Annotated in this window: 28 protein-coding genes and 2 tRNA genes; 25 read left to right on the plus strand and 5 right to left on the minus strand. The window is 39.1% G+C overall.

Translation table 11 applies throughout. The annotated features are described in order from the left end of the window. Nucleotides 1-105 precede the first annotated feature (105 nt). From HMPREF1514_RS00560 to rsmA, 4 genes are read left to right on the plus strand one after another with little or no spacing between them, the layout of a single operon-like run. On the plus strand, nucleotides 106-882 hold the full coding sequence (locus tag HMPREF1514_RS00560; RefSeq protein ID WP_037596466.1) for a TatD family hydrolase: 777 nt from the start codon (nucleotides 106-108) through the stop codon (nucleotides 880-882). Further along, nucleotides 882-1,460, plus strand: a complete 579-nt coding sequence (gene rnmV, locus HMPREF1514_RS00565) for a ribonuclease M5 (protein WP_037596469.1) — start codon at nucleotides 882-884, stop codon at nucleotides 1,458-1,460. Before HMPREF1514_RS00560 ends, rnmV begins: the two co-directional genes overlap by 1 nt. Further along, nucleotides 1,450-2,166 carry a hypothetical protein gene (locus tag HMPREF1514_RS00570; protein ID WP_037596471.1) on the plus strand — a complete coding sequence of 239 codons (717 nt, stop codon included), beginning with the start codon at nucleotides 1,450-1,452 and terminating at the stop codon, nucleotides 2,164-2,166. The genes rnmV and HMPREF1514_RS00570 overlap by 11 nt, the downstream gene beginning before the upstream one ends. Before the next feature lie 18 nt (nucleotides 2,167-2,184). Further along, a complete protein-coding gene (gene rsmA, locus HMPREF1514_RS00575; protein ID WP_037596474.1) occupies nucleotides 2,185-3,060 on the plus strand; it encodes a 16S rRNA (adenine(1518)-N(6)/adenine(1519)-N(6))-dimethyltransferase RsmA in 876 nt (291 codons plus the stop codon). Nucleotides 3,061-3,124: 64 nt separating this feature from the next. Here the strand turns inward: rsmA and HMPREF1514_RS00580 are convergent. After that, a tRNA-Ser gene (locus HMPREF1514_RS00580) sits at nucleotides 3,125-3,213 on the minus strand. Between the two features lie 132 nt (nucleotides 3,214-3,345). Further along, nucleotides 3,346-3,428: transfer RNA gene (locus HMPREF1514_RS00585), tRNA-Leu, on the minus strand. Nucleotides 3,429-3,539: 111 nt separating this feature from the next. Here HMPREF1514_RS00585 and rsgA point away from each other — a divergent pair. The 11 genes from rsgA (at nucleotide 3,540) to gap (ending at nucleotide 14,099) form a co-directional block, all read left to right on the plus strand. Further along, entirely contained in the window at nucleotides 3,540-4,418 is an 879-nt protein-coding gene (gene rsgA / locus HMPREF1514_RS00590) for a ribosome small subunit-dependent GTPase A (protein WP_037596477.1), read from the plus strand. Nucleotides 4,419-4,430: 12 nt separating this feature from the next. Beyond that, nucleotides 4,431-5,090: a ribulose-phosphate 3-epimerase gene (gene rpe / locus HMPREF1514_RS00595; protein WP_003070987.1), complete on the plus strand. Its 660-nt coding sequence runs from the start codon at nucleotides 4,431-4,433 to the stop codon at nucleotides 5,088-5,090. Continuing rightward, nucleotides 5,083-5,715, plus strand: a complete 633-nt coding sequence (locus HMPREF1514_RS00600) for a thiamine diphosphokinase (RefSeq protein ID WP_037596480.1) — start codon at nucleotides 5,083-5,085, stop codon at nucleotides 5,713-5,715. The genes rpe and HMPREF1514_RS00600 overlap by 8 nt, the downstream gene beginning before the upstream one ends. A gap of 1 nt (nucleotide 5,716) precedes the next feature. Continuing rightward, nucleotides 5,717-6,973, plus strand: coding sequence for a DNA recombination protein RmuC (gene rmuC, locus HMPREF1514_RS00605; protein ID WP_037596483.1), 1,257 nt, complete (start codon nucleotides 5,717-5,719; stop codon nucleotides 6,971-6,973). Beyond that, nucleotides 6,963-7,907, plus strand: coding sequence for a 3'-5' exoribonuclease YhaM family protein (locus tag HMPREF1514_RS00610; protein ID WP_037596486.1), 945 nt, complete (start codon nucleotides 6,963-6,965; stop codon nucleotides 7,905-7,907). The genes rmuC and HMPREF1514_RS00610 overlap by 11 nt, the downstream gene beginning before the upstream one ends. A 92-nt stretch (nucleotides 7,908-7,999) precedes the next feature. After that, nucleotides 8,000-8,818: a pur operon repressor gene (purR, locus tag HMPREF1514_RS00615; RefSeq protein WP_020997566.1), complete on the plus strand. Its 819-nt coding sequence runs from the start codon at nucleotides 8,000-8,002 to the stop codon at nucleotides 8,816-8,818. 13 nt (nucleotides 8,819-8,831) lie between these two features. Next, nucleotides 8,832-9,398, plus strand: coding sequence for a hypothetical protein (locus HMPREF1514_RS00620; RefSeq protein ID WP_037596489.1), 567 nt, complete (start codon nucleotides 8,832-8,834; stop codon nucleotides 9,396-9,398). A gap of 200 nt (nucleotides 9,399-9,598) precedes the next feature. Then, the gene (gene rpsL / locus HMPREF1514_RS00625) at nucleotides 9,599-10,012 is read left to right on the plus strand and encodes a 30S ribosomal protein S12 (RefSeq protein WP_003026451.1); all 414 of its coding nucleotides are present in this window, start codon (nucleotides 9,599-9,601) and stop codon (nucleotides 10,010-10,012) included. Nucleotides 10,013-10,031: 19 nt separating this feature from the next. Continuing rightward, nucleotides 10,032-10,502 carry a 30S ribosomal protein S7 gene (gene rpsG, locus HMPREF1514_RS00630; protein WP_003026449.1) on the plus strand — a complete coding sequence of 157 codons (471 nt, stop codon included), beginning with the start codon at nucleotides 10,032-10,034 and terminating at the stop codon, nucleotides 10,500-10,502. 148 nt (nucleotides 10,503-10,650) lie between these two features. Continuing rightward, on the plus strand, nucleotides 10,651-12,732 hold the full coding sequence (gene fusA, locus HMPREF1514_RS00635) for an elongation factor G (protein ID WP_003070974.1): 2,082 nt from the start codon (nucleotides 10,651-10,653) through the stop codon (nucleotides 12,730-12,732). Between the two features lie 359 nt (nucleotides 12,733-13,091). Continuing rightward, nucleotides 13,092-14,099 (plus strand): type I glyceraldehyde-3-phosphate dehydrogenase, encoded by a 1,008-nt coding sequence (gene gap, locus HMPREF1514_RS00640; RefSeq protein WP_003070973.1) that lies wholly within the window; start codon nucleotides 13,092-13,094, stop codon nucleotides 14,097-14,099. Between the two features lie 153 nt (nucleotides 14,100-14,252). On the opposite strand, the gene rnjA is transcribed toward gap, so the two are convergent. Beyond that, nucleotides 14,253-15,938, minus strand: coding sequence for a ribonuclease J1 (gene rnjA, locus HMPREF1514_RS00645; protein ID WP_003070971.1), 1,686 nt, complete (start codon nucleotides 15,936-15,938; stop codon nucleotides 14,253-14,255). Nucleotides 15,939-15,941: 3 nt separating this feature from the next. Next, the gene (locus HMPREF1514_RS00650; RefSeq protein WP_003070969.1) at nucleotides 15,942-16,172 is read right to left on the minus strand and encodes a DNA-dependent RNA polymerase subunit epsilon; all 231 of its coding nucleotides are present in this window, start codon (nucleotides 16,170-16,172) and stop codon (nucleotides 15,942-15,944) included. 277 nt (nucleotides 16,173-16,449) lie between these two features. Between HMPREF1514_RS00650 and tsaB the strand changes: the two genes are divergently transcribed. From tsaB to HMPREF1514_RS00695, 10 genes are all read left to right on the plus strand, one after another. Then, nucleotides 16,450-17,133 carry a tRNA (adenosine(37)-N6)-threonylcarbamoyltransferase complex dimerization subunit type 1 TsaB gene (tsaB, locus tag HMPREF1514_RS00655; protein ID WP_037596492.1) on the plus strand — a complete coding sequence of 228 codons (684 nt, stop codon included), beginning with the start codon at nucleotides 16,450-16,452 and terminating at the stop codon, nucleotides 17,131-17,133. Further along, nucleotides 17,130-17,573 (plus strand): ribosomal protein S18-alanine N-acetyltransferase, encoded by a 444-nt coding sequence (gene rimI, locus HMPREF1514_RS00660; RefSeq protein WP_003070965.1) that lies wholly within the window; start codon nucleotides 17,130-17,132, stop codon nucleotides 17,571-17,573. The genes tsaB and rimI overlap by 4 nt, the downstream gene beginning before the upstream one ends. Beyond that, a complete protein-coding gene (gene tsaD / locus HMPREF1514_RS00665; protein WP_037596494.1) occupies nucleotides 17,563-18,576 on the plus strand; it encodes a tRNA (adenosine(37)-N6)-threonylcarbamoyltransferase complex transferase subunit TsaD in 1,014 nt (337 codons plus the stop codon). The genes rimI and tsaD overlap by 11 nt, the downstream gene beginning before the upstream one ends. Before the next feature lie 2 nt (nucleotides 18,577-18,578). Beyond that, nucleotides 18,579-19,274, plus strand: coding sequence for an AzlC family ABC transporter permease (locus tag HMPREF1514_RS00670; protein WP_037596496.1), 696 nt, complete (start codon nucleotides 18,579-18,581; stop codon nucleotides 19,272-19,274). Continuing rightward, nucleotides 19,264-19,590, plus strand: coding sequence for an AzlD domain-containing protein (locus HMPREF1514_RS00675; protein ID WP_003070962.1), 327 nt, complete (start codon nucleotides 19,264-19,266; stop codon nucleotides 19,588-19,590). The genes HMPREF1514_RS00670 and HMPREF1514_RS00675 overlap by 11 nt, the downstream gene beginning before the upstream one ends. A 17-nt stretch (nucleotides 19,591-19,607) precedes the next feature. Further along, a complete protein-coding gene (locus tag HMPREF1514_RS00680; RefSeq protein WP_049476305.1) occupies nucleotides 19,608-20,519 on the plus strand; it encodes a helix-turn-helix domain-containing protein in 912 nt (303 codons plus the stop codon). 374 nt (nucleotides 20,520-20,893) lie between these two features. Further along, nucleotides 20,894-22,120, plus strand: a complete 1,227-nt coding sequence (locus HMPREF1514_RS00685; RefSeq protein ID WP_037596607.1) for an MFS transporter — start codon at nucleotides 20,894-20,896, stop codon at nucleotides 22,118-22,120. Nucleotides 22,121-22,315: 195 nt separating this feature from the next. Then, nucleotides 22,316-22,459, plus strand: a complete 144-nt coding sequence (locus tag HMPREF1514_RS09395; RefSeq protein WP_156921856.1) for a hypothetical protein — start codon at nucleotides 22,316-22,318, stop codon at nucleotides 22,457-22,459. A 76-nt stretch (nucleotides 22,460-22,535) separates the two neighbouring features. Further along, entirely contained in the window at nucleotides 22,536-23,207 is a 672-nt protein-coding gene (locus HMPREF1514_RS00690) for a CPBP family intramembrane glutamic endopeptidase (protein WP_037596498.1), read from the plus strand. Between the two features lie 95 nt (nucleotides 23,208-23,302). Next, nucleotides 23,303-24,043, plus strand: a complete 741-nt coding sequence (locus HMPREF1514_RS00695) for a MerR family transcriptional regulator (protein WP_037596501.1) — start codon at nucleotides 23,303-23,305, stop codon at nucleotides 24,041-24,043. A gap of 150 nt (nucleotides 24,044-24,193) precedes the next feature. Here HMPREF1514_RS00695 and HMPREF1514_RS00700 read toward each other — a convergent pair whose 3' ends face one another. After that, nucleotides 24,194-25,369 (minus strand): NAD(P)/FAD-dependent oxidoreductase, encoded by a 1,176-nt coding sequence (locus HMPREF1514_RS00700; RefSeq protein WP_037596503.1) that lies wholly within the window; start codon nucleotides 25,367-25,369, stop codon nucleotides 24,194-24,196. Nucleotides 25,370-25,415: the final 46 nt, after the last annotated feature.

Consider the following 25,415-nt stretch of genomic DNA (forward strand, 5'->3'; position numbering starts at 1 on the left):
AACCAAAGCGGTGAGAAACAATAGGAAATACAGGGGAATATGGAAAATTAAAAGCCTGTATTTACAATGGTTAGAGAAGCATAGGGAAGAAGGAGGAAATAAAGTTTGAAAATTTTTGATACACATACACACCTTAACGTGGATAATTTTGCAGGAAAAGAAGCTGAAGAGATTGCTTTCGCACGCGAGCTAGGTGTTACCAAGATGAATATTGTGGGTTTTGATACAAAAACCATTGAAAAGTCGCTAGCGCTGTCTCGTCAATATGATGAACTATACAGCACGATTGGTTGGCATCCAACTGAGGCAGGCTCTTATACGCAAGAAGTTGAAAACATGATTGTCAGTCATTTGCACGATTCCAAAGTTATTGCCCTCGGTGAGATTGGTCTGGATTATCACTGGATGGAAGATCCGAAAGATGTGCAGATTGAGGTCTTCAAACGTCAGATTCAGCTGTCGAAAGACCACGATTTGCCATTTGTTGTTCATACGCGTGATGCGCTAGAAGATACTTATGAAGTTGTTAAGGAAGCTAGTGTTGGCGAACAGGGTGGTATTATGCACTCGTATTCAGGCTCTTTAGAAATGGCTGAACGTTTTGTTGAGCTTGGTATGATGATTTCTTTTTCTGGTGTGGTGACTTTTAAAAAGGCTGTAGATGTGCAAGAAGCTGCGCAGAAGTTGCCTTTAGATAAGATTTTAGTTGAGACAGATGCACCTTATCTAGCCCCTGTACCAAAACGTGGTCGTGAAAATCGAACGGCTTATACTCGTTATGTTGTAGATAAAATAGCAGAGCTTCGCGGCTTGACGACGGAAGAAGTTGCACAAGTGACGTATGAAAATGCACTGCGGATATTTAATTTGAAAGAAGATTGATGAAAGAAAAGATTTCTCAGGTTCTCGTTGTGGAAGGACGAGATGATACGGTTAATCTTCAACGATATTTTGATGTGAAAACCTATGAAACCAGAGGTTCAGCGATTAACCAAGAGGATTTAGAGCGAATTGCAAGACTTCATGATTTACATGGGGTTATCGTTTTTACTGATCCAGATGTCAATGGTGAGCGGATTCGTAGGATGATTATGACCGCTATTCCTAGTGTTCAACATGCTTTTTTAAGGCGTGATGAGGCTGCTCCTAAGTCTAAAAATAAAGGGAAATCATTAGGTATTGAGCATGCTTCATATGAAGATTTAAAAGCTGCTCTTTCTCAGGTAACTAAACATTTTGAAAAAAAGACTGATTTTGATATCACACGTTCAGATTTGATTCGCTTAGGATTTCTGGCAGGCAATGACAGCCGCAAACGTCGTGAATTTTTAGGAGAAGAACTCCGCATTGGCTATTCAAATGGGAAACAGTTGCTTAAACGACTAGAATTGTTTGGGATTGGATTGACAGATGTTGAAAATGTAATGAAAGAGTACGAAAGGAAGCGACATGGCAAATAGAAGTTATATTTATTTTAAAAACGGAGATGAGACACGTGCTTTAGCGGAGGGAATTTATAGTATTCCCTATTTCTGGCAACTGTTTTGGAATGAAGAAGATCTGCAAGCAGCTATTGATTTGTGGAAAAAAGTAGAAGAGCTTGAAAAAGAAGATAAAGAGAAAGCAGAAGAATTTTATCAAGAGCAGAATATGGGAGTTACTCTTTCCATTGAAAAATTCCAGCAAAATGCCCGCCACAATCGGTCTTTTTTAGAGCAACATGCTCCACAGGTGTTGCAACTGTATGATGATTTTGTTCGCTATATTATTGCAAATGTCAAAGAGGATGATACGCTAGGATTTGACGTTTTAGAAATTGTTTCTATGGACGAATTGCCTATCGCTTCTGGTAAACTTTTAAAAAATGTCCGTGCTATTCAGCAAAATCAACCAGAAGACTTAGATTTCTCTCTAACGGATAAGGACTTGCTTGGGTTAGCTATGGGGTTCCCAGATGATTATGCTTCAGACATGTTGCCAGAAGACAATATTCTAAAATCAGCTGCTTACCAAGATGAGTTGAAGAAACGGCAAAATCAAGAAAGCAAGCAGGCAGATAATGTGATTGAATCCGATTCAAAAGGTAACAAACGCCGGATTCATCCAGCATTTTGGATTTTGCTTGTGCTAGGAATTATGCGGATTTTATATATTTTATTTAGCTAATGGATAGAAATGAGAACTATGAGAATTGCGGATTATAGCGTGACGCGAGCGGTACTTGAGCGTCATGATTTTACTTTTAAAAAATCATTCGGTCAGAACTTCCTGACAGATACCAATATTTTACAAAAAATTGTAGATACAGCTGAAATTGATAAACATGTTAATGTTATTGAAATCGGACCGGGCATTGGAGCACTGACTGAGTTTTTAGCGGAGAATGCAGCAGAAGTCATGGCTTTTGAGATTGATGAGCGTCTAATGCCGATTTTGGCAGATACCTTGCAGGAATTTGAAAATGTTAAGATTATCAATGAAGATATTCTTAAGTCAGACTTACAAGCTTGGATCAAGGAATTTGCTAATCCAGAATTACCTATCAAAGTGGTGGCTAATCTGCCTTATTACATCACGACTCCGATTTTGATGCATCTGATAGAAAGTCGGATTCCTTTTTCAGAATTTGTTGTGATGATGCAGCGAGAAGTAGCTGATCGCATCTCGGCGCAGCCCAATAGTAAGTCTTATGGTAGTTTGTCAATAGCTGTGCAATATTACATGACAGCTAGGGTCGCTTTTATCGTACCGCGGACAGTCTTTGTTCCCGCCCCAAATGTGGATTCGGCAATTCTGAAAATGACTCGTAGAGACAAGCCGGCAGTCGAGGTTGAAGATGAATCATTCTTCTTCAAGGTCTCAAAAGTAAGCTTTACCCACCGGCGGAAAACCCTTTGGAATAATTTGACTAGTTATTTTGGAAAAACTGATGAAGTCAAAACAAAGTTGGAAGCCGCTTTGAGTAATGCTGAATTATCTCCAAGTGTACGAGGAGAAGCGCTTGCTTTGCAAGAATTTGCACGTTTAGCAGACAGCTTATATGAAGAGGGATTCAGATAAACTGCATAATAAGTATCACATAACAAAGAACCTCGCTAAGTTCATCTTAGCGAGGTTCTTCATAAGGAAAGGACGGGATTTGAACCCGCGCATGAATAAAATCCATTTGCCGGATTTCGAGTCCGGTGCCGTACCAAGCTGGGCCACCTTTCCAACATTATAGAATAAACACTTTTTGAATGGGGTGTATCCAACTATGTTATTTCGTTCCAAACGAGAAGACAAAGCGTAGCATAACTTGAGTAAGGTGCGCTACAATTGACGAAGTCTCAAACGAAATAAAAATGCGGAAAAAGGGATTTGAACCCTCACGTCCGAATGGACACATGCGCCTGAAGCATGCGCGTCTGCCGTTCCGCCATTTCCGCTTGGTTTCTATTATACCATATTAGAAACGTTTTTCATCATTTTTTTGCACTAAAAAGCAAAATACTGCTTTTTTTGTTATAATGAATTTATTAAGCGTTAAAGGAGTCCATTTGAAAGGAATAATCGTGAAAGCCTTAGCAGGTTTCTATTATGTAGAGTCAGAAGGCAAGGTTTATCAGACTAGAGCTAGAGGAAATTTCCGCAAGAAAGGACAAACTCCCTATGTGGGAGATGAGGTCGAATTTTCTGCTGAAAAAGATTCTGAAGGTTATATCTTAAAAATAGCAGAGCGAAAAAACAGTCTGGTACGACCACCTATTGTCAATATAGATCAAGCTGTTGTAATAATGAGTGCTAAAGAGCCAGATTTCAATCCTAATCTTTTGGACCGTTATTTAGTCCTCTTGGAGCAGAAAGCTATCCACCCGATTATCTATATCAGTAAATTAGATTTGTTGGCGGACGACAAGGAATTAGACGTTTTCCTTGATATTTATTGCTCTATCGGCTATGATACTGCCAAGACAATAACAGAACTGTTGCCGTTTTTAACAGCTAAGACGACTGTTTTCATGGGACAAACTGGGGTTGGCAAATCTACTCTGCTCAATAAAATGGTACCAGATTTACAGTTGGAAACCGGAAAAATTTCAGAAAGTTTGGGTCGTGGTCGCCACACAACTAGAGTGGTTAGTTTTTACAATCTCAATGGGGGAAAAATTGCAGACACACCGGGATTTTCTTCGCTGGATTATGAAGTGGACAATGCAGAGGATTTAAATCGAGCATTTCCTGAAATTGCAAAAGTCAGTCATGGCTGCAAATTCCGGACCTGCACGCATACGCATGAACCGAATTGTGCGGTAAAACCTGCCGTTGAAAAGGAACAAATTGCAGCTTTTCGTTTCGAGAATTACTTGCAATTTCTGAGTGAAATTGAAAACCGTCGTGAAACCTATAAAAAAGTAGCTAAAAAGCAACCTAAGTGAGGAGGAAGTCAAATGAAACCTTATAAAATTGCACCATCTATTTTAAGTGCAGATTATGCTAATTTTGAATCGGAACTAAAAAAGCTAGAAGCAACTGGTGCAGAATATGTTCATATTGATATTATGGATGGTCATTTTGTGCCCAATATCAGCTTTGGTGCGGGTGTGGTCGCGAGCATGCGACCGCACAGTAGATTGGTATTTGATTGTCATCTTATGGTATCTAATCCAGAACATCATATTGAAGAATTTGCTCGTGCGGGTGCAGATATTATCAGTATCCACGCTGAAGCAACCCCTCATATTCACGGAGCTTTGCAAAAGATTCGGACAGCAGGTGTCAAGGCAAGTGTCGTTATCAATCCAGGGACGCCTGTTGAAGTGGTGAAAAATGTTTTGAATTTAGTCGATCAAGTCTTGGTTATGACGGTCAATCCAGGCTTCGGTGGACAAGCCTTTCTGCCAGAAACAATGGATAAAGTACGGGAATTAGTTGTTTTGAGAGAAGTGAACCAACTAGACTTTGATATTGAAGTAGATGGTGGTATTGATGATGAAACCATTCGCGTTGCCAAAGAAGCCGGTGCCAATGTCTTTGTAGCGGGCAGTTACGTTTTCAAAGGAGATGTAGCTCATCAGGTTCAAACATTGAAAGAAGCATTGCATGACTAAAATTGCTCTTTTTGCTGGCGGGATGATAGATAGTTTTCAAGTGGATTTTGACATTTTTATCGGAGTGGACAGAGGAAGCCTGTTTCTCATTGAACAAGGCATTTGTCCAGACTTAGCGGTCGGTGACTTTGATTCTGTTTCGGAGGAAGAGCTGGCTTTGGTTTGTTCTCAATCTAAGGAGGTACTTCAAGCACAACCTGAAAAAAACGACACAGATTTAGAACTAGCTATCAAGACTGCTTTTGTACGTTATCCGCAAGCGCAAGTGACTATTTTTGGTGCTTTTGGCGGGCGCTTGGATCATACTTTGGCAAATATTTTCTTGCCGAGCGATCCAGAAATCACGCCTTATATGCAACAAATTCGGCTTTGTAGTGCGCAAAATGAGCTCAGCTATTGTCCTCAAGGGCGTCACAAGATAAAGCCAGTAGCTGGTATGAATTATCTAGCCTTTATGCCTGTGAGCAATAGTCGATTAACGATTGAAGGAGCCAAATATCCTTTAAACGAATTCAATTATTTTTTCAAAAAAGTGTATGCTTCTAACGAATTTATAGATGAGCCCGTTTTTTTAGAGTGCCAATCAGGTTATGTTATTGTCATTTATAGCAAAGACAGGAGTTAGTATGGAGTTTATAATTATCCTCTTATTGCTGGGAAATCTTGTTGTGATTTTTCTTTTATGGCAAAAGAATCAGCAACAGGCAGATCAGGTACAGAAATTGCTGGAAGATCAAGCTGATCACTTATCTGATCAGTTGGATTACCGTTTTGAGCAAGAACGGCAACGAAGTCTTCTGACACAACAACAACTGGAATTGGCTCTGGGAGATCGTTTGGGTGAGGTGCGTACGGATTTACATCGGAATTTAACGGAAATGCGTTTAGAAATAAGTGAAAATCTAACCCAAAATCGTGATAAGACAGATGAACGAATGCGTCAGATTCAAGAATCAAACGATCGTCGCTTAGAACAAATGCGCCAAACGGTGGAAGAAAAATTAGAGAAAACACTGCAAACAAGATTGCAAGCCTCCTTTGAAACAGTCTCTAAACAGTTGGAGTCGGTCAATCGCGGTTTAGGAGAAATGCAAAATGTAGCGCGTGATGTTGGCACTCTAAATAAGGTGCTCTCCAATACTAAAACGCGCGGAATTTTAGGCGAATTGCAGCTTGGTCAAATCATTGAAGACATTCTGACACCGAGCCAGTATGAGCGTGAGTTTGCAACAGTTCCAGGCTCTAGTGAACGTGTAGAGTATGCAATTAAATTACCGGGACAAGTGGAAAAAGACTACATCTATTTACCAATTGATTCCAAGTTTCCTCTGGCAGACTACTATCGCTTAGAGGATGCTTACGAGTCAGGAAACAAAGACGAGATTGATTTATACCGCAAGTCTTTGCTAGCTAGCGTCAAACGTTTTGCTAAAGACATTAAGAAAAAATATCTGGCACCTCCTGCAACCACGAATTTTGGAGTGATGTTTTTGCCAACGGAAGGGCTTTATTCAGAGATTGTTCGCAATCCAGAATTCTTTGACAATTTGCGTCGGGATGAGCAGATTGTGGTGGCAGGGCCGTCTACGCTATCTGCTTTGCTTAATTCGCTTTCGGTCGGTTTTAAAACGCTCAATATTCAAAGAAGTGCAGATGACATCAGCAAGGTTCTGGGCAATGTCAAATCAGAATTTAATAAATTTGGCGGTATTTTGCTCAAGGCACAAAAACATTTGCAACATGCATCTGGCAATATTGATGAATTGCTGACGCGAAGAACTAATGCTATCGAGAGGACTTTGCGCCATATTGAAATTTCGGATAAGTCGGCCTTAGATGGTCTATTAGATTTTCAAGATGAAGAGGAAGAATATGAAGATTAACCAAATGAAAAAAGATGAGCTATTTGAAGGGTTTTATCTCATCAAATCTGCTGAACTTCGTCAAACAAGGGCAGGGAAAAACTATTTGGCATTCACCTTTCAAGATGACACTGGAACGATTGAAGGGAAATTGTGGGATGCACAACCGCACAATGTGGAAGAATTTACTGCTGGAAAAGTCATCCATATGCAAGGGCGCAGAGAAGTATATAACAATACTCCGCAAGTGAATCAAATTACACTACGTCTGCCAAAAGTTGGTGAGCCAAACAATCCAGCTGATTTTAAAGAAAAGCCGCCAGTTGATGTCCAAGAACTACGTGAATATCTGTCACAAATGATCTTCAAAATTGAAAACCCAATTTGGCAGCGTGTGGTGCGAGCCTTGTATGCTAAATACGATAAAGAATTTTATTCTTATCCTGCTGCTAAAACGAATCATCATGCTTTTGAAGCAGGACTTGCTTTTCATACAGCTACAATGGTGCGGTTGGCAGATAGCATCGGAGATATTTATCCGCAGTTAAATAAAAGTCTTTTGTTTGCAGGGATTATGTTGCATGATCTAGCAAAAGTGCTGGAATTGACGGGTCCTGAACAGACAGAATACACTGTTCGAGGCAATCTCATCGGACATATTGCCTTGATTGACGAAGAAATGACAAAGGTATTGGTAGAATTAAAAATCGAAGATACCAAAGAAGATGTCATCATTCTCCGTCACGTATTACTAAGCCATCACGGTTTGTTGGAATACGGCAGTCCTGTTCGTCCCAAAATCATGGAAGCAGAGATTATCCACATGATTGACAATTTAGATGCGGAAATGATGATGATGACTTCAGCTTTAGCCTTAGTTGGTGAAGGTGAAATGACCAATCGAATCTTTGCTATGGACAACCGCTCCTTCTATAAACCAAATTTTGATAAGTAAAAAACGAAAAACGAATGTTATTGCAAAAATAATGTTCGTTTTTTGGTCTTATTATGATATAATGAAGAAAATAAAATAAAATTGGTGAAAAAATGAAATTAAGAAGAAGTGAACGCATGGTAGTCATTTCTAACTACCTAATCAATCATCCTTATGAACTAACTAGTCTCAATACATTTGCTGAAAAGTATGAGTCCGCAAAATCCTCCATTTCCGAAGATATTGTCATTATTAAACGTGCTTTTGAAGAAATGGAAATCGGATATATCGAAACCATTACAGGAGCAGGCGGAGGTGTTATTTTTACACCTTCTATCTCAGATAAAGAAGCTAGAGCAATGGTGGAAGAACTTTGTACGAAATTATCCGAAAGCAATCGGATTCTACCTGGTGGCTACATTTATTTGTCAGATTTGTTGAGTACACCTTCTATTTTAAATAACATTGGACGCATTATTGCCAAAACATTTAGAAAACAAAAAATTGATGCTGTTATGACCGTTGCTACAAAAGGAGTACCTTTGGCAAATGCAGTGGCAAATGTATTAAATGTCCCATTTGTCATCGTGCGCCGCGATTTGAAAATTACAGAGGGTTCAACGGTTAGCGTCAATTATGTGTCGGGTTCAAGTGGGGATCGTATTGAAAAGATGTTCTTGTCGAAACGCAGCCTAAAAGCTGGAAGCCGTGTTTTAATCGTAGATGATTTCTTAAAAGGTGGTGGGACAGTCAACGGCATGATTAGCCTTTTACGAGAATTTGATTCGGAATTGGCTGGTGTAGCAGTTTTTGCGGAAAATGCACAGACAGAGCGTGAGCACTTAGATTACAAATCTTTGTTGAAAGTAACAAATATTGATGTGAAGTCTAACAAAATCAGTGTAGAAGTTGGCAATATTTTTGACAAATAGATGAGGTGAGAATTTGAAAAATATATTGGATAAATTGGATCAAAGCTCTTTGTGGCTAAGAATTTCGATTGTTATAGCTTTGGTACTCATTCTTGCTGCTGGATTATTTTTCGTTAAAAAGCAAGATGATGCGACGCGTGCAGCTGCTCCGACTGTAAGGCGAACCATTTCAACATCAAAATCTTCAGAATCGAAAGCAGAAAAAGAGAAAAAAGAGCAAGCCAAAATTGCACAAGAGGCAGAAGATGCTGTTAAAAAATTGGAGACAGAGCAGACGACGGCTAATGTAACGCCTGCTCAAGAAAAAGTGGACAAGTTGAAAGACGAAGCTCAAAAAGCTCAACTTCAACAACGGATTAAGGCAGTTAGTGACGCGATTGCTGCGCGTGAAGCCAATGAAGCAGCTGCTACAGCAAATCAAAACGCTGTGACGCCTCAAACAGATGCAGGGCAAACTTATCAACAAACCTATCAAGCTCCTGCAACTTCAGCTACCACAGGACAGGCTGAGACCAATTCAGCTCAAACTCCAACGACTAACGGAGCAGGTGTCCCAGCCACAAATACTACGGGACAATAGATGGGAACTCAGCAAGAAAACTATAAAAATATATTGACAAAGAAAGTGTCGTCGTGTTATACTAATAGACGGTACTTTTTACTTTTGGTCTCTCAAAAGTGTACAGAGACGTGCTGACAAATGTTGCAAAAGTACACGCAGATGATAGCTGTCACCAAGTGTATCATCACCAAAATTAAAAAAATACAGGAGAAATGTAGATGCCTACAATTAACCAATTGGTTCGCAAACCGCGTAAATCAAAAGTAGAAAAATCTAAATCACCAGCTTTAAACGTTGGTTATAATAGTCTGAAACGTGTGCCTACTCGTGAAAACTCACCACAAAAACGTGGTGTAGCAACTCGTGTTGGGACTATGACACCTAAAAAACCAAATTCGGCTCTTCGTAAATTTGCTCGTGTACGTTTGAGCAATCTTATTGAAGTAACCGCTTATATCCCAGGTATCGGACATAACTTGCAAGAACACAGTGTTGTGCTTCTTCGTGGTGGACGTGTAAAAGACCTTCCAGGGGTACGTTATCACATCGTTCGTGGTGCACTTGATACAGCAGGTGTAACTGATCGTAAGCAAGGCCGTTCTAAATACGGTACCAAAAAACCAAAAGCATAAGGAAAGGGGATAAAGATAAATGAGTCGTAAAAACCGTGCGCCTAAGCGCGAAGTATTGCCAGATCCGCTCTACAATTCAAAATTAGTGACACGTCTTATCAACCGCGTTATGCTTGATGGGAAACGTGGTACAGCTGCTTCAATTGTATATGGCGCTTTTGAGCAAATCAAAGAAGCTACTGGAAACGATGCACTTGAAGTATTTGAAACAGCTATGGAAAACATCATGCCTGTACTTGAAGTACGTGCTCGCCGTGTTGGTGGGTCTAACTATCAAGTCCCAGTTGAAGTTCGTCCAGAACGTCGTACAACTCTTGGGCTTCGTTGGTTGGTAACTATTTCACGTTCACGTGGAGAACACACTATGCAAGATCGTCTTGCGAAAGAAATTATGGATGCGGCAAACAATACTGGTGCAGCTGTTAAAAAACGTGAAGATACTCACCGTATGGCTGAAGCTAACCGTGCTTTTGCTCACTTCCGTTGGTAAGATTGCTACTCTTTTTAGAGACTTGCAAAAAGCTCAGTACTCTTACTAATTAGCATGAGTAATCAACAAGCGGGTAGGATTTGCCTACTCGCTTTTCTTAAAATATGTTATAATAAACTGTAAATAAAATAATAGGAGAAATAACCAAATGGCTCGCGAATTTTCACTTGAAAAAACTCGTAACATCGGTATCATGGCTCACGTCGATGCTGGTAAAACAACAACGACTGAACGTATTCTTTACTATACCGGTAAAATCCATAAAATTGGTGAAACACACGAAGGTGCTTCACAAATGGACTGGATGGAACAAGAACAAGAACGTGGTATCACCATCACATCTGCTGCAACAACAGCGCAATGGAAAGATTACCGTGTCAATATTATCGACACGCCAGGGCACGTGGACTTCACTATCGAAGTACAACGTTCACTTCGTGTATTGGACGGTGCTGTAACTGTTCTTGATTCACAATCAGGTGTTGAACCTCAAACGGAAACAGTTTGGCGTCAAGCAACTGAATATGGTGTCCCACGTATCGTATTTGCTAACAAAATGGATAAAATTGGTGCTGACTTCCTTTATTCAGTAAGCACTCTTCACGATCGTCTTCAAGCAAATGCTCATCCAATTCAATTACCAATTGGTGCAGAGGACGACTTCCGTGGAATCATTGACTTGGTTCGCATGAAAGCTGAAATCTATACAAATGACCTTGGAACAGATATTCTTGAAGAAGATATTCCAGCAGATTACCTTGAACAAGCTCAAGAATGGCGTGAAAAATTGGTCGAAGCAGTTGCTGAAACTGATGAAGATTTGATGATGAAATACCTTGAAGGTGAAGAAATTACTGAGGCAGAATTGAAAGCTGCAATCCGTAAAGCAACGATCAATGTTGAATTCTTCCCAGTTCTTGCTGGTTCTGCCTTCAAGAACAAAGGTGTTCAAATGATGCTTGATGCAGTTATTGACTACCTTCCAAGCCCACTTGATATTCCAGCTATTAAAGGTGTAAACCCAGATACAGACGAAGAAGAAACTCGTCCAGCTTCTGATGAAGAACCATTTGCAGCACTTGCTTTCAAGATTATGACGGACCCATTTGTAGGTCGTTTGACATTCTTCCGTGTTTACTCAGGTGTCTTGAACAGCGGTTCATACGTATTGAATACTTCTAAAGGTAAACGCGAACGTATCGGACGTATCCTGCAAATGCACGCAAACCACCGTAACGAAATCGAAACTGTTTACGCAGGTGATATCGCTGCAGCTGTTGGTTTGAAAGATACCACGACTGGTGACTCATTGACGGATGAAAAAGCAAAAATTATCCTTGAATCGATCGAAGTCCCAGAGCCAGTTATCCAATTGATGGTGGAACCAAAATCTAAAGCTGACCAAGACAAGATGGGTATTGCTCTTCAAAAATTGGCTGAAGAAGATCCAACATTCCGTGTTGAAACAAACGTTGAAACTGGTGAAACAGTTATCTCTGGTATGGGTGAGCTTCACTTGGATGTCCTCGTAGACCGTATGCGTCGTGAATTCAAAGTGGAAGCAAATGTGGGTGCTCCTCAAGTATCTTACCGTGAAACTTTCCGTGCACAAACATCAGCACGTGGATTCTTCAAACGTCAATCAGGTGGTAAAGGTCAATTCGGTGATGTTTGGATTGAATTTACTCCAAATGAAGAAGGAAAAGGCTTCGAGTTTGAAAATGCTATCGTTGGTGGTGTGGTTCCACGTGAATTTATCCCAGCCGTAGAAAAAGGTTTGGTTGAGTCAATGGCTAACGGTGTCCTTGCAGGTTATCCAATCGTTGATGTGAAAGCAAAACTGTATGATGGTTCATACCACGATGTTGACTCATCTGAAACAGCCTTCAAGGTTGCAGCTTCACTTGCGTTGAAAGAAGCTGCTAAGACTGCACAACCAACCATTCTTGAACCAATGATGCTTGTTACCATTACTGTTCCAGAAGAAAACCTTGGTGACGTTATGGGACATGTAACAGCTCGTCGTGGACGTGTTGATGGTATGGAAGCTCATGGTAACAGCCAAATCGTTCGTGCTTATGTACCACTTGCTGAAATGTTCGGTTATGCAACGGTTCTTCGTTCAGCATCTCAAGGACGCGGTACTTTCATGATGGTCTTTGACCACTACGAAGATGTACCAAAATCAGTACAAGAAGAAATCATTAAGAAAAACAAAGGTGAAGCTTAAGCTTTGAATTAAACCTGGGCACTCGCATTTGCGAGTGCCTTTTCTTTTTTTGGAAAATAATCTCTCTGTCAATCAAAAGAAAAAATAATCAATCTGATGAATCTGAATTTATAAATTCTTGTCTATTTTGTAAGTTGTGTTCTTCCGTTTTCAGAAGATATTACCTTGCTTTTTCAAATCAATGAAAGTCGAAATGAAAATTAGTGAAAGAACTCATAATACTTGTTAATAACAATGAAATCAGTTGCAATTTTAAGAGAGAAAGTATATAATAGATATGTTGAAAGGTGATTTGTAGCGACTCAAGTTACTCTTTTCACATAAAAATTTTTTTGATTTTCATAAGGAGGAAATCACGAATGGTAGTTAAAGTTGGTATTAACGGTTTCGGTCGTATTGGTCGTCTTGCATTCCGTCGTATCCAAAACGTAGAAGGTGTTGAAGTTACTCGTATCAACGACCTTACAGATCCAGTAATGCTTGCACACTTGTTGAAATATGACACAACTCAAGGTCGTTTCGACGGTACTGTGGAAGTTAAAGAAGGTGGATTCGAAGTTAACGGTAAATTCGTTAAGGTTTCTGCTGAACGTGACCCAGAACAAATCGATTGGGCTACTGATGGTGTAGAAATCGTTTTGGAAGCAACTGGTTTCTTTGCTAAGAAAGATGCTGCTGAAAAACACCTTAAAGGTGGTGCTAAGAAAGTTGTTATCACTGCTCCTGGTGGAAGTGACGTTAAAACAATTGTATTTAACACTAACCACGATGTTCTTGATGGTACTGAAACGGTTATCTCTGGTGCTTCATGTACTACAAACTGCTTGGCTCCAATGGCTAAAGCACTTCAAGACAACTTCGGTATCGTTGAAGGTTTGATGACTACTATCCACGCTTACACTGGTGACCAAATGATCCTTGACGGTCCACATCGTAAAGGTGATCTTCGCCGTGCTCGTGCTGGTGCTGCAAATATCGTTCCTAACTCAACTGGTGCTGCTAAAGCTATCGGTTTGGTTATTCCAGAATTGAATGGTAAACTTGATGGTTCAGCTCAACGTGTTCCAACTCCAACTGGATCAGTTACTGAATTGGTTGCTGTTCTTGAAAAGAACGTTACTGTTGATGAAGTAAATGCAGCTATGAAAGCAGCAGCTAACGAATCATACGGTTATACTGAAGATCCAATCGTTTCTTCAGATATCGTAGGTATGTCATTCGGTTCGTTGTTTGATGCAACTCAAACTAAAGTTCTTGACGTTGATGGAAAACAATTGGTGAAAGTTGTATCTTGGTATGATAACGAAATGTCATACACTGCACAACTTGTACGTACTCTTGAATACTTTGCAAAAATCGCTAAATAATTCATTAGTATATAGAGAAGAGAGGTTTGCCCTCTCTTTTTTGTTGTTATTTGAAAACCGTATATAATTACTCCGATTATGATTTGCTCCACGAAAAAAAGAACTTGAATCTAAATAGATTTAAGTTCTTTTTATATTTATGTAAGAATTCTGTTATAAAGTATCTTCATCTGGTGTTAAAATCATTGGAATAATGATAGGCTCACGCTCTGTATTTTCATATAAAAATGGTCGAAGAGCATTTACAATAGCTCCATTGACAGACTGGATGCTGGCATCTTTATTTTTCAATGCAATACGTATCGCATTGAAAAGAATACGTTGGCTATGACGGATCAGTTCACCTGATTCCCGCATATAGATGAAACCGCGACTGAGAATGTCAGGACCGGCTAAGATCATCTTCGATTTAAAGTCAACGGTAGCGACTGCAAGGACGACGCCATCTTCGGAAAGGTCACGTCTGTCACGGAGGACTGCAGCACCAATTTCTCCGATACGATTGCCATCGACATAAATATCTTGTGCATTGAAACTTCCGGCAATGCGAGCAGAATTAGCAGTTAAGGCTAAAACGTCTCCATTACTCATGATAAAGATATTGTCTTTAGGCACTCCAGTATCCATTGCAAGTCCCGCATGCACTTTTTGCATACGGTATTCACCATGGACTGGCATGAAATACTTCGGTTTTATCAAACGAAGCATAAGTTTTTGTTCTTGCTGTCCACCGTGTCCGGAAGTATGAATATTGTTGATTTTACCGTGGATAACATCAACACCAGCTTCTGAAATGGTGTTGATAAGCTTATTGACACTAGTAGTATTTCCTGGGATAGGACTAGAAGAGAAAATCACTGTATCACCTGGTTGAAGCTGTACTTGACGATGTGTTCCATTGGCGATGCGTGAAAGAGCCGCCATTGGCTCTCCTTGGCTTCCTGTACACATGATAAGTATTTCGCCGGCAGGATAGTCTTTAATCTCATTTGGCTCGATGAAAGTACCTTTAGGCGCCTTGATGTAGCCAAGTTCAATTCCATTGGCGATGGCTTTCTCCATTGAACGACCAAAGACTGCAATTTTCCGTCCTGTTTTGACAGCCGCATCAGTAGCCTGTTGTAGGCGGAAAATATTGGAAGCAAAGGAAGCAAAAATAATCCGTCCATGGATGTTTTCAATGATTTTCATAATGGACTGACCGACCACTTTTTCCGAATTTGTAAAAGTCGGAATTTCTGCATTGGTTGAGTCAGAGAGAAGAACTAGAACCCCATCCTCGCCAAGAGCTGCCATTCGATGCAAATCCGCTGGTTCTCCAACGGGTGTAAGGTCAAACTTGAAGTCACCTGTACATACAACTTTCCCTTGAGGTGTGTGAATGACAATTCCTAACGGCTCTGGAATAGAGTGGGTTGTGCGGAAGAAAGTTGCTTTTAAATGTTTAAATTGAAGTTCAGTGTTTTGATTGATCTCATAGAGCTTAGCATCACGTAAAAGACCGTGTTCTTCTAGTTTCCCGCGGATAAGTGCTAGAGCAAGTGGTCCTGCATAAATCGGAACATTGGCTTGTTTGAGTAGGAAAGGAATCCCACCGATATGGTCTTCATGTCCATGAGTAATCAGAACACCTTTGATACGGTCAACGTTTTCTACGATATAGGAATAATCAGGAATAACATAATCAATCCCTAAAAGGTCATCTTCAGGAAATTTGATACCAGCGTCAACGATGATAATTTCATCTTTGTATTCAATTCCGTAGGTATTTTTTCCAATTTCTCCTAAGCCACCAATGGCAAATACACCGACTTCTTCGGGTTTTAAAGTATAAGACATGGTTTAGAGCTCCGTAATTGTAAAGTTGCCTGATTCTTTTTCATATTCTAAATGTTTATCAGACAAGCGTGTGATAAATTCGACATTGTAAGGCGTTTTTTCTTCAACGAGTTTACGCGCTTTAATGCGTCCTTCTAATTCATCCTTAGCGTCAATATCCAAGTAAAGCGACTGTGTATTCTCGCGTCGTGGATTGCGCTCTTTTGTTTCTTGATAAAAAACTTTGTAAATCATTTAATTTCCTTTCTCATTCATAATCAATCTACCAGAAAATAGCCACCTTATTTTCAAGGGCGGTCTTCATCTATTTAATTTTCCGGGTAATAAATTGATTTTGATACGTTACAATTATAATCATTATATCATAAAAAGCTGATTTAGTAAAAGAAAGAAGTTGGAAAATCTAGGAAAATGATTTTCACAAGGTCTTATTTTTTTGGAAATCATATTGAGGAAATCCGTATTTTTTGTAGTATAATAGAAACTAGATTATCACGAAGGAAATATAAAAATGAAAATTTTAGCTTTTGATAGCTCTAGTAAAGCATTGGCAATTGCGATTTTAGAGGATGAACAGTTGCTTGCTGAGATGACAATAAATATTAAAAAAAATCATAGCATTACATTGATGCCAGCAATTGATTTTCTCATGGAAAGTTTGGATTTAAAACCAACGGACTTAGAACGCATTGTGGTTGCAGAAGGTCCGGGTAGTTATACGGGTTTGCGGATTGCTGTAGCAACAGCTAAAACTCTGGCTCATACCCTTAAGATTGGCTTGGTTGGAGTTTCTAGCTTACGGATTCTGGTACCAGAAAGTATTGATGGCTTGGTTATTCCTCTCATGGATGCTAGACGCAACAATGTTTATGCTGGTTTTTATAAAAATGGTAGGATCGTTCAGCCAGAAGCTCATTTATCTTTTGAAGAGGTCTTAGAAAAAGCCAAGCCTGATTCTCAAGTAACCTTTGTAGGAGAAGTGGAAAATTTTGCGGAGCAGATTCAAGCAGTTTTGCCAGAAGCTTTTATCAAAACAACTCTGCCAAACGCTGCACTCCTTGCTAAAATCGGTCTGCAATTACCAGCTCGCTCTGTTCATGACTTTGTGCCAAACTACCTCAAGCGAGTGGAAGCGGAGGAAAATTGGTTGAAAAACCATGAAGAAACGAAAGATTCTTACATCAAACGCTTATGATTGAGATTAAAAAAGATGAAAAAAAGCAGACCGTTGATTTGACAGAGCGGATTTATCAGGTATTGAAAGACGTGTATGCAGTCAGTCCGTGGAGTGTGGAACAAATAGAGAAAGATTTACAACATCCTTTGTCGAGCTATATTTTAGCTCTAGAGGGTCAAAATTTAATTGGTTTTCTGGCTTTTCAGGAGTCAGATTTTGAAGCGGAAGTTTTGCAAATTGCGGTTAAGAAGGCTTATCAAGGTAAGAAAATCGCGACCGCTTTGTTTGAACATCTGCCCATTAACAAAGAGATTTTCCTCGAAGTGAGGGAGTCCAACAAGCCAGCTCTGCTATTCTACAAAAAAGAAAGATTTGAAGAAATTGCGCGGCGGAAGGCCTATTACCATGCGCCAGTGGAAGACGCGATCGTCATGAAAAGGGAGAACTATGGAAGATAGATATATTTTAGCTTTTGAAACGTCTTGCGATGAGACCAGCGTGGCGGTTCTAAAGAATGAGACTGAGCTTTTGAGCAATGTCATTGCCAGCCAGATTGAGAGTCATAAGCGTTTCGGCGGCGTGGTACCGGAAGTGGCCAGTCGCCACCATGTGGAAACTATCACGGCTTGCATTGAGGAAGCCTTGGCAGAAGCAGGCATTATCGAGCAAGATGTGACAGCCGTAGCTGTGACCTATGGACCTGGTTTGGTGGGGGCTCTTTTGGTTGGATTGGCGGCTGCCAAGTCCTTTGCGTGGGCACATCATTTACCACTTATTCCTGTCAATCACATGGCGGGACATCTAATGGCTGCTCAGAATGTCGAGAACTTAGAATATCCTCTTTTAGCACTACTAGTCAGCGGAGGGCATACAGAGTTGGTTTATGTTAGCGAAGCCGGGGATTATCAGATTGTAGGGGAAACACGTGATGACGCGGTCGGAGAAGCCTATGATAAAGTTGGTCGTGTGATGGGTTTGACTTATCCAGCAGGGCGTGAGATAGATGAATTGGCCCATAAAGGACAAGATATTTATGATTTTCCGAGAGCGATGATTAAAGAGGACAATCTAGAATTTTCATTTTCTGGTCTCAAATCAGCCTTTATTAATCTACATCATAATGCTAAGCAAAAAGGTGAGTTTCTTTCCAAGGAAGATCTGGCAGCTAGTTTTCAAGCTGCTGTTTTAGATATTCTCATGGCAAAGACAAAGAAGGCTTTAGGGAAATATCCTGTCAAGACCTTGGTGGTTGCGGGTGGTGTTGCAGCTAATCAAGGCTTACGTGAACGTTTAGCAGCTGAAATAACAGATATTAAAGTTATCATACCGCCTTTGCGTCTCTGTGGGGACAATGCAGGAATGATTGCTTATGCCAGTGTCAGTGAGTGGAACAACGCCAATCTTGCAACATTAAATCTGAATGCCAAGCCAAGTCTGGCGTTTGAGACAATGGAAGAATAAGAATGATAGGAAAAAATTTTAAGGCTGGTGTTAAGGCAGCTGTGCCAACAGCTCTGGGTTATATTAGTATTGGGTTAGCCTGTGGCATTATTGGTGCTTCTTATGTCACTCCTCTTGAAATGGCACTGATGAGTATTCTTGTCTATGCAGGAAGTGCTCAGTTTGCTATGCTAGCGCTTCTCGCTATCCATGCACCGGTGACAGCTATTCTTCTGACAGTCTTTTTAATCAATTTGCGTCTATTTTTGCTGGGACTTCATACATCTACTTTTTTTCGACATGCAAGTCTATGGCAAAATATCGGTATCGGAATCCTTTTGACAGATGAAACATACGGCGTTTTACTAAGTGAGCACGTTCATACAAAGGATATTTCGCTTCAATGGATGTATGGAAATAATATAACAAGCTACCTTGCTTGGATGATAGGAACGGTGTTCGGAACGACATTAGGAAGTCTTTTGCCAAATCCAGAAGTGTTTGGATTAGACTTTGCCCTAGTTGCCATGTTTATTGGCATTTTTTCTTCCCAATTTTTAGTGATGCTACATAAAACAAAACTTCAAAAACTAATCGTAATTTTGGCTGTAGTAGCTTTATCATTTTATGCGTTAAGTATGCTTGTGTCTTCGTCTTTAGCTGTTCTAATGTCGACCTTATTAGGCTGTGCTGTGGGGGTAATGCTAGATGATAAATAATTATATTTTTGTCGCTATTCTTTTCTCAGCCCTGGTGACATGGTTATCACGGATTAGTCCATTTATATTGGTGAAATATCGTGGCTTGCCTAAGATTGTAGAGCGGTTTTTACAGTATTTACCAATTTCTATTATTTTTGCTTTAATTTTATCCAGCATTACAAATGGGAAGATAGGGCAGTTTCCAACCTTCAAATGGCTAGATTTAATAGCTGTTTTTCCAACAATTTATGTTGCTTTTCGCTATCGTAACTTAGTGGTGACCGTGATTTTTGGTGTGATATTGGTAGCTGGTCTGCGATTTATGTTTTTATGATGTGATGGAGAACCTTTATGATTGATAAAATGGAACTAGGTGAATTTTATAGAGAATTACGGATAGCAAGAGGTGTGAAGCAAAATGAAGTTGCGTGTGAAGGACTGACGGCTTCACAGCTTTCTAAGTTTGAGTTAGGGCAATCTATGCTGTCGGCAGATAAATTATTTCTTGCCATTGAAGGAATCAATATGACATTTGCAGAGTTTGCATATAAACTCAATAGTTATCAAGAATCTCAGCATATTCAATTGGGACATCAAATTGTCGATTTATTTGTTCATCAGGATAAAGACGGCTTGGAGGATCTGCTTCACAAAGTTCAAGAAAAAGTATCCTCTCAACAATATATCCGTCTGAATAAAATTGTGATTCAAAATGCCTTGCACTCCTTGGATTCTAGTTATATTTTAAAAGAAGAAGATAAGCAATTTATAACAGCTTATCTTTTTGCCATTGATTCATGGACTTGGTTTGAGCTCTATCTTTTCTGTAATGCTATGCCCTTTTTGGAGAATCAAGATTTAATTTTTCTTTCAACAAGTTTGATGGAGAAATCTAAGGAATTTAAAGAGTTAGTCTATAATCAAATTTATATGAAAAGTTGTTTCTTAAATGTCATTTCAGAAATGATGGAACGTGAACTCTATCAATACATCAGCATTTTTGAAAGTGAGCTAGAAAAGTTGCTGACACCCTACGATGTCTTTGAAAAATTACTTTTGCAATTTTTAAGAAAAATCAATATCTATCTTCAGACAGGAGGAGAAAATCAAAAAGAGATTGAAGATTTTATTCAATCTCTGAAAGTACTGGATAATCCGCAGTTAATAGCATTATTAACTTTGAAATTACAGCAATATGAAAAATTATTAAAAACAGAAGATAACAGGACAGAAAATAATAATATCCATGATAATAGTGAATAGAATGGCGATAAATTTGCGTTTGCTCATTTGGGATCTCCTTTTTAAAAAGTAGTATACTCTAAAGATTCAGAAAATTGCAAGAATTGCAAATTAGAAAGTTTATAGAATAAAAATGTCAAATATGCGATTTTAAAGAAATGGTGAATTTTAATGGTATACTAGTCACATTAAGCATTAAATGATAATAAAGAGTTACAAGAAAAAATCAAAAGAATATTCATAACACGTTCTTATCGAGATAAACATCATTTATTAGTTTTTCAAAGTGAGGATAATCGTCGAGATGTTTTTGACTTTGGAATTGGGACATTAGGAATTTATTGGACATTATTGGGGAATAAATTCCCGTTTGAAATACACTTGGAGGGATGAAATTGAATATTTTTCTTTCAAATCGAAACTTTAGGCAACTTTCAATAAATGAATGGATATCTACATTTGGTGATACAGTTTTTTACTTAGCGTTTATCAATTATGTATCTTCTTATGCTTTTGCACCTCTTGCGATTCTTATGATTACAACATCTGAAACATTGCCGCAAATTATGCAGATATTCACAGGAGTTGTAGCGGATTTTCAAAAGAATCGAATTGGAAAGTACTCTGTTTTGATGTTTGTTAAGTTTGTTCTGTACGCAACTGTAGCATTGATACTGGTCGGGACAAAATTTTCACTTGTTTCTGTTTTTCTTATTTGCCTCATCAATTTTGTATCGGATACGATTGGTTATTTTTCAAGTGCTATGATAACGCCTATTTATGTAAAAATTATTAACAATGATATGACATCTGCGTTAGGTTTTAAGCAAGCGACAGCAAATTTAGTTCGTGTCTTTGGTAATCTAAGCGGAGGCGCTTTGATTGGTTTTATCAATATTGGAATGTTTGCCGGTATGAACGCCTTAACTTTTTTATTTGCGTTTTTTGGTATCTTATTGATTAGAACAAATCTTGTTCGTTTTGAAGAACAGATTGAAATTACGCAAGCTTTAGACAGCAAAAATTTTTGGAAACATTTGCTGGATTCTTTAAAGATTTTAGGAAGCCTTGGAAATATTATTAAACTGATTGGGATTTTATCCATCAATCAAGCTGTCATAAATGTAACGATTCCTGTGACGACGCTTTTGTTAATAAAGTATCCTTTCGCTGGTTTAGAAACTGGTCAATCCATAGCTATCTTAACAACAGTTGAATTGCTCGGTATAGTGTGCGGTAATTTCCTAAGTGGCAATGTGATGAAAAAAATGTCAACAAAAACAAGTGTTTATCTTAGCCAAGTGATGGAATTCGTGATTTTAGTCGGATTTTTGAACAATAATTTTCTAGTTGTCTTACTTGCTGCTTTTGGCAATACATTTTCAATTGGAATACTAAGCCCTCGTCTTCAACAATCTGTTTTTAGATTAGTACCGGAGCAATCAATGGGTGCTGTACAGTCTGGGATTAGTATGCTCAGTATTGTTTTACCAGGAATTTTATCTATAGTACTTGTTGGGATAGCAAGTAGTCTGGGGATAGTATATGTTGCTGTATCATTAGGAGTTCTATTATTTTTAGGAATGTTTTTAGTTTATTCAATAAAGAATATTGCTGAATAGAAATTAAAGTGAGGCATCATTTAGACAATCTGTGACTTTCATCTATCAAATAAACATTCTGCTTTGGAAATGATTTGCAATCAATTACTAAAGTAGAATTTTTTTGGTAAAAATACCATTCAGGATTTTGATGAATTTTTTTGATAGAGATTTGATAGAATTAAAGGAGATACAAAATTAAATACAACCTTTCAATTGTTAGAAGAACAAAATTTAGCACAAATAACGGGCGGAAATCTAGCAAAAATCACTCCTGGCGGTGGTCCGGGTGCCCCTTATGGAACTCCCGGCATCTATATGGGATGGGGAAATTCTGGTGGTAACGGTGCTTGGGGCTAGGTTGGTCAGCTAGCACCTGCTTTTTCAAAGAAAAGACCATAATGTGATGTTATAAAAGATAGAGGGAGGATGCTCTATGTGGAAGAAGACAATAGGATATTATGTATGCATAGGCTGTATTTGCCTATCTTATTATTCTGGTTTAGGGCTTCTGTTTCATTTAGACTTCGTTAGAAGTTTATCAGATGCTTGGTATTATTTTTGGCTAGCAATTGCTACAGCTTGCCATGTGGCTTTATTGACTTTTGTCATTTATAAACATAAAGAAAAATTGATTATCGTTAAACCGCAATTCAAATGGTCTTATCTAGGTTATAGTGTAGCAGGTTTCGTTATGAATTTGCTGTGGAATGCATTGGCAACACCGATCCTTCCGCATGGACAAAATCAAAATGCCATCAATGAAGTTTTGCAATCAATAAGAGGTGCTGCTTTATTTTGGGGGATGTGGATTATTCTGGGTATTCTGACCCCCATTTGGGAAGAATTGATTTATCGAGGCGTTGTCATGACAGCCTTAAAGAGATTTCAAAGGTTCCGTTTGGATTTAGTCGTTTCTGCTAGTCTATTTAGTATGGGTCATATTGTGCAGTTTGGCTGGTCAACGACAGATTTTATTTTATATTTTGTTCCCGGGCTCATTTTAGGTTGGGTCTTTAGGAAAACAAATGGGATCTACTATAGCATGGCGACTCATGTTGCCTGGAATAGCTTTCTTGCTCTCTTATATACTCTTTCACAAAGATAGTTTCTCCCAGATATCTTTTTTTGATAAATATTTTAAAAATGTGTTGACTATGACCTTAGGTCAGGGTGTATAATCATCATTGTAAGGAGGAAATCATGTATCAAATCAAAGAAGCTGCGCAGCTTTCTGGTATTTCTGTTAAAACGTTGCATCACTACGATAAAATTGGACTGCTGATTCCGCAGAAGTCAGCCAATGGTTATCGAATTTATAGTGAGTCAGATTTGGAACGCCTGCAAATTATTTTATTTTACAAATATCTTGGATTTTCTTTAAAGGAAATAGCAGAGCTGCTAAGTCAGCAAGAGCAGGAATTATTGCCTCACTTGAACAAACAGTTGCAGTATTTGCAGCAGGAAAGGAAACATTTAGATACCTTGATTTCTACCTTACAAAAGACAATTCAAGCGCAAAAAGGAGAAAGAAAAATGACAACACAAGAAAAATTTGTTGGATTTACCTATCAAGATCATCAAAACTATCGCGACCAAGCTGTCGAAAAATATGGGCAAGCTGTTATAGATGAAGCGGCAAGTAGACAAGCAGGTCAAGAGGAGCAAGCAACGGAAGCCTTTAATCAAGTATTCCGAAATTTGGCAGAAAATCTACAAGTAGGTTTGAAAGTAGATGCAGCAGAAAATCAAGTGCAAGCAGCTAATCTTTTACAGGCTATCCGAACTTATGGTTTTGATTGCTCGTTGGAAGTTTTTGCTTCTATCGGAAAAGGCTATGTGGCAAATCTTGAGTTTAAAGAGAATATTGATAAATTTGGTTCAGGTACAGCTCAGTACGCTGCAGAAGTGATTGCGGCTTATGTTCGAACCAATGCGGAATAAATAGGCTAGGAATTTCCTAGCCTATTTTGTTCTACTTCAAGTCTATCCAATCTGGGAACTCACCAAGAACAGCGTTGACAAATTCTACATTTTCGAGTCGATTCATTTTATGATTCCTTTTGTTTGAGCTGAATAGTAAAATATGAGCAATCACTCATAATGCATACTCCCTGCCACCCAGCCGGTACAAAGAGCTACGGTGATGTTAAAACCGCCAGTATGAGCATTGATATCTAACACTTCACCAGCAAAATGTAGACCAGGTACGAGCTTGCTTTCTAAGGTTTTTGGATTGATTTCTTTGAGACTGACTCCGCCTTTTGTGACAAAGGACTTAGCAAGGGACATTTTACCAGTCACGGAGATTTTGAGAGCCTTGATGGACCGGATGAGTTGATTACGTTCTCTATCCGTTAGCTGTTTGACTTTTTCAGGAAAGCCTTGAACAAAAAATTCAGCCAAGCGTTCAGGGAGTGAGGCTTTCAAGGCATTCTTCAAGGATTTTTCCCGATTTTCTTCTAAAAAGTCTGCCAAATCCTGTTTACTCATCTGTGGCAGAAGATCTAGATAGATGGTTTCGCCGCCTTTGACAAAGCTAGACAAGCGCAGAGCTGCCGGACCGGATAGGCCAAAGTGGGTAAAGAGCAAGTCGTGAGTGATGACATGTTTATCGTAGCTGAGAGTGACGTCTTGAAGGGAAATTCCTTGTAAATCCTTGTGTGGGAAGTCAGTCAAAAGCGGGCTTTCAGCAGCTTCTAGCTCGGTAATCGTATGTTTGAAATGGCGAGCAATCTCATAGCCAAAGCCGGTAGAGCCAGTTGAAGGATAGGACTTGCCACCTGTTGTGACAATTAAGCGGTCGCAGCTCCACATGCATTTACTTGATTTGATGATAAAGCAATCTTCATTTTTCTTTACGGAAACCACTTCTGTCTGTGTTTTAATTGTAGCACCTAGCTCTTTCATTTTTTGTTCTAAGGCTTCAATAATCGTCCGAGACTTGTCTGTAGCTGGAAAAACACGACCGTGGTCTTCGACCTTGAGTTTGACACCATTCTCTGTAAAAAAGTTGATGATATCATAATTGTCAAATTGAGAGAAAACGCTGAAGAGGAAGCGACTATTGCCAGGAATGCCAGCCATGAGGTCATCCAAGTTACCGTTATTAGTCACATTGCAGCGACCGCCACCTGTTCCAGCTAGTTTTTTACCTAATTTTTTGTTTTTTTCAAGGAGCAGGGTTTTCTGTCCATAGAAAGAACTGGAAATGGCAGCCATCATACCGGCCGGACCACCTCCGATAACGATTGTATCAAAGTGTTTCATAGTATCTCTTTCTGTAGATAAATCTGTAAGGAATCTTTAAATTTCA

It is taken from the genome of Streptococcus sp. AS20, from assembly GCF_000524255.1.
GTDB lineage: Bacteria > Bacillota > Bacilli > Lactobacillales > Streptococcaceae > Streptococcus > Streptococcus constellatus.

What these genes read in the sequence shown, in the direction of transcription:
- HMPREF1514_RS00675 (WP_003070962.1), top strand. Translation starts at nt 19,264, where the DNA reads ATGATAAATAATTATATTTTTGTCGCTATTCTTTTCTCAGCCCTGGTG.
- HMPREF1514_RS00570 (WP_037596471.1), top strand. Translation starts at nt 1,450, where the DNA reads ATGGCAAATAGAAGTTATATTTATTTTAAAAACGGAGATGAGACACGT.
- HMPREF1514_RS00695 (WP_037596501.1), top strand. Translation starts at nt 23,303, where the DNA reads ATGTATCAAATCAAAGAAGCTGCGCAGCTTTCTGGTATTTCTGTTAAA.
- rpsL (WP_003026451.1), top strand. Translation starts at nt 9,599, where the DNA reads ATGCCTACAATTAACCAATTGGTTCGCAAACCGCGTAAATCAAAAGTA.
- HMPREF1514_RS00670 (WP_037596496.1), top strand. Translation starts at nt 18,579, where the DNA reads ATGATAGGAAAAAATTTTAAGGCTGGTGTTAAGGCAGCTGTGCCAACA.
- rimI (WP_003070965.1), top strand. Translation starts at nt 17,130, where the DNA reads ATGATTGAGATTAAAAAAGATGAAAAAAAGCAGACCGTTGATTTGACA.
- rpe (WP_003070987.1), top strand. Translation starts at nt 4,431, where the DNA reads ATGAAACCTTATAAAATTGCACCATCTATTTTAAGTGCAGATTATGCT.
- HMPREF1514_RS00610 (WP_037596486.1), top strand. Translation starts at nt 6,963, where the DNA reads ATGAAGATTAACCAAATGAAAAAAGATGAGCTATTTGAAGGGTTTTAT.
- tsaD (WP_037596494.1), top strand. Translation starts at nt 17,563, where the DNA reads ATGGAAGATAGATATATTTTAGCTTTTGAAACGTCTTGCGATGAGACC.
- rnjA (WP_003070971.1), bottom strand. Translation starts at nt 15,938, where the DNA reads ATGTCTTATACTTTAAAACCCGAAGAAGTCGGTGTATTTGCCATTGGT.
- purR (WP_020997566.1), top strand. Translation starts at nt 8,000, where the DNA reads ATGAAATTAAGAAGAAGTGAACGCATGGTAGTCATTTCTAACTACCTA.
- HMPREF1514_RS00650 (WP_003070969.1), bottom strand. Translation starts at nt 16,172, where the DNA reads ATGATTTACAAAGTTTTTTATCAAGAAACAAAAGAGCGCAATCCACGA.
- tsaB (WP_037596492.1), top strand. Translation starts at nt 16,450, where the DNA reads ATGAAAATTTTAGCTTTTGATAGCTCTAGTAAAGCATTGGCAATTGCG.
- HMPREF1514_RS00600 (WP_037596480.1), top strand. Translation starts at nt 5,083, where the DNA reads ATGACTAAAATTGCTCTTTTTGCTGGCGGGATGATAGATAGTTTTCAA.
- rsmA (WP_037596474.1), top strand. Translation starts at nt 2,185, where the DNA reads ATGAGAATTGCGGATTATAGCGTGACGCGAGCGGTACTTGAGCGTCAT.
- HMPREF1514_RS00700 (WP_037596503.1), bottom strand. Translation starts at nt 25,369, where the DNA reads ATGAAACACTTTGATACAATCGTTATCGGAGGTGGTCCGGCCGGTATG.
- HMPREF1514_RS00680 (WP_049476305.1), top strand. Translation starts at nt 19,608, where the DNA reads ATGATTGATAAAATGGAACTAGGTGAATTTTATAGAGAATTACGGATA.
- rnmV (WP_037596469.1), top strand. Translation starts at nt 882, where the DNA reads ATGAAAGAAAAGATTTCTCAGGTTCTCGTTGTGGAAGGACGAGATGAT.
- fusA (WP_003070974.1), top strand. Translation starts at nt 10,651, where the DNA reads ATGGCTCGCGAATTTTCACTTGAAAAAACTCGTAACATCGGTATCATG.
- gap (WP_003070973.1), top strand. Translation starts at nt 13,092, where the DNA reads ATGGTAGTTAAAGTTGGTATTAACGGTTTCGGTCGTATTGGTCGTCTT.
- rmuC (WP_037596483.1), top strand. Translation starts at nt 5,717, where the DNA reads ATGGAGTTTATAATTATCCTCTTATTGCTGGGAAATCTTGTTGTGATT.
- rpsG (WP_003026449.1), top strand. Translation starts at nt 10,032, where the DNA reads ATGAGTCGTAAAAACCGTGCGCCTAAGCGCGAAGTATTGCCAGATCCG.
- HMPREF1514_RS00690 (WP_037596498.1), top strand. Translation starts at nt 22,536, where the DNA reads ATGTGGAAGAAGACAATAGGATATTATGTATGCATAGGCTGTATTTGC.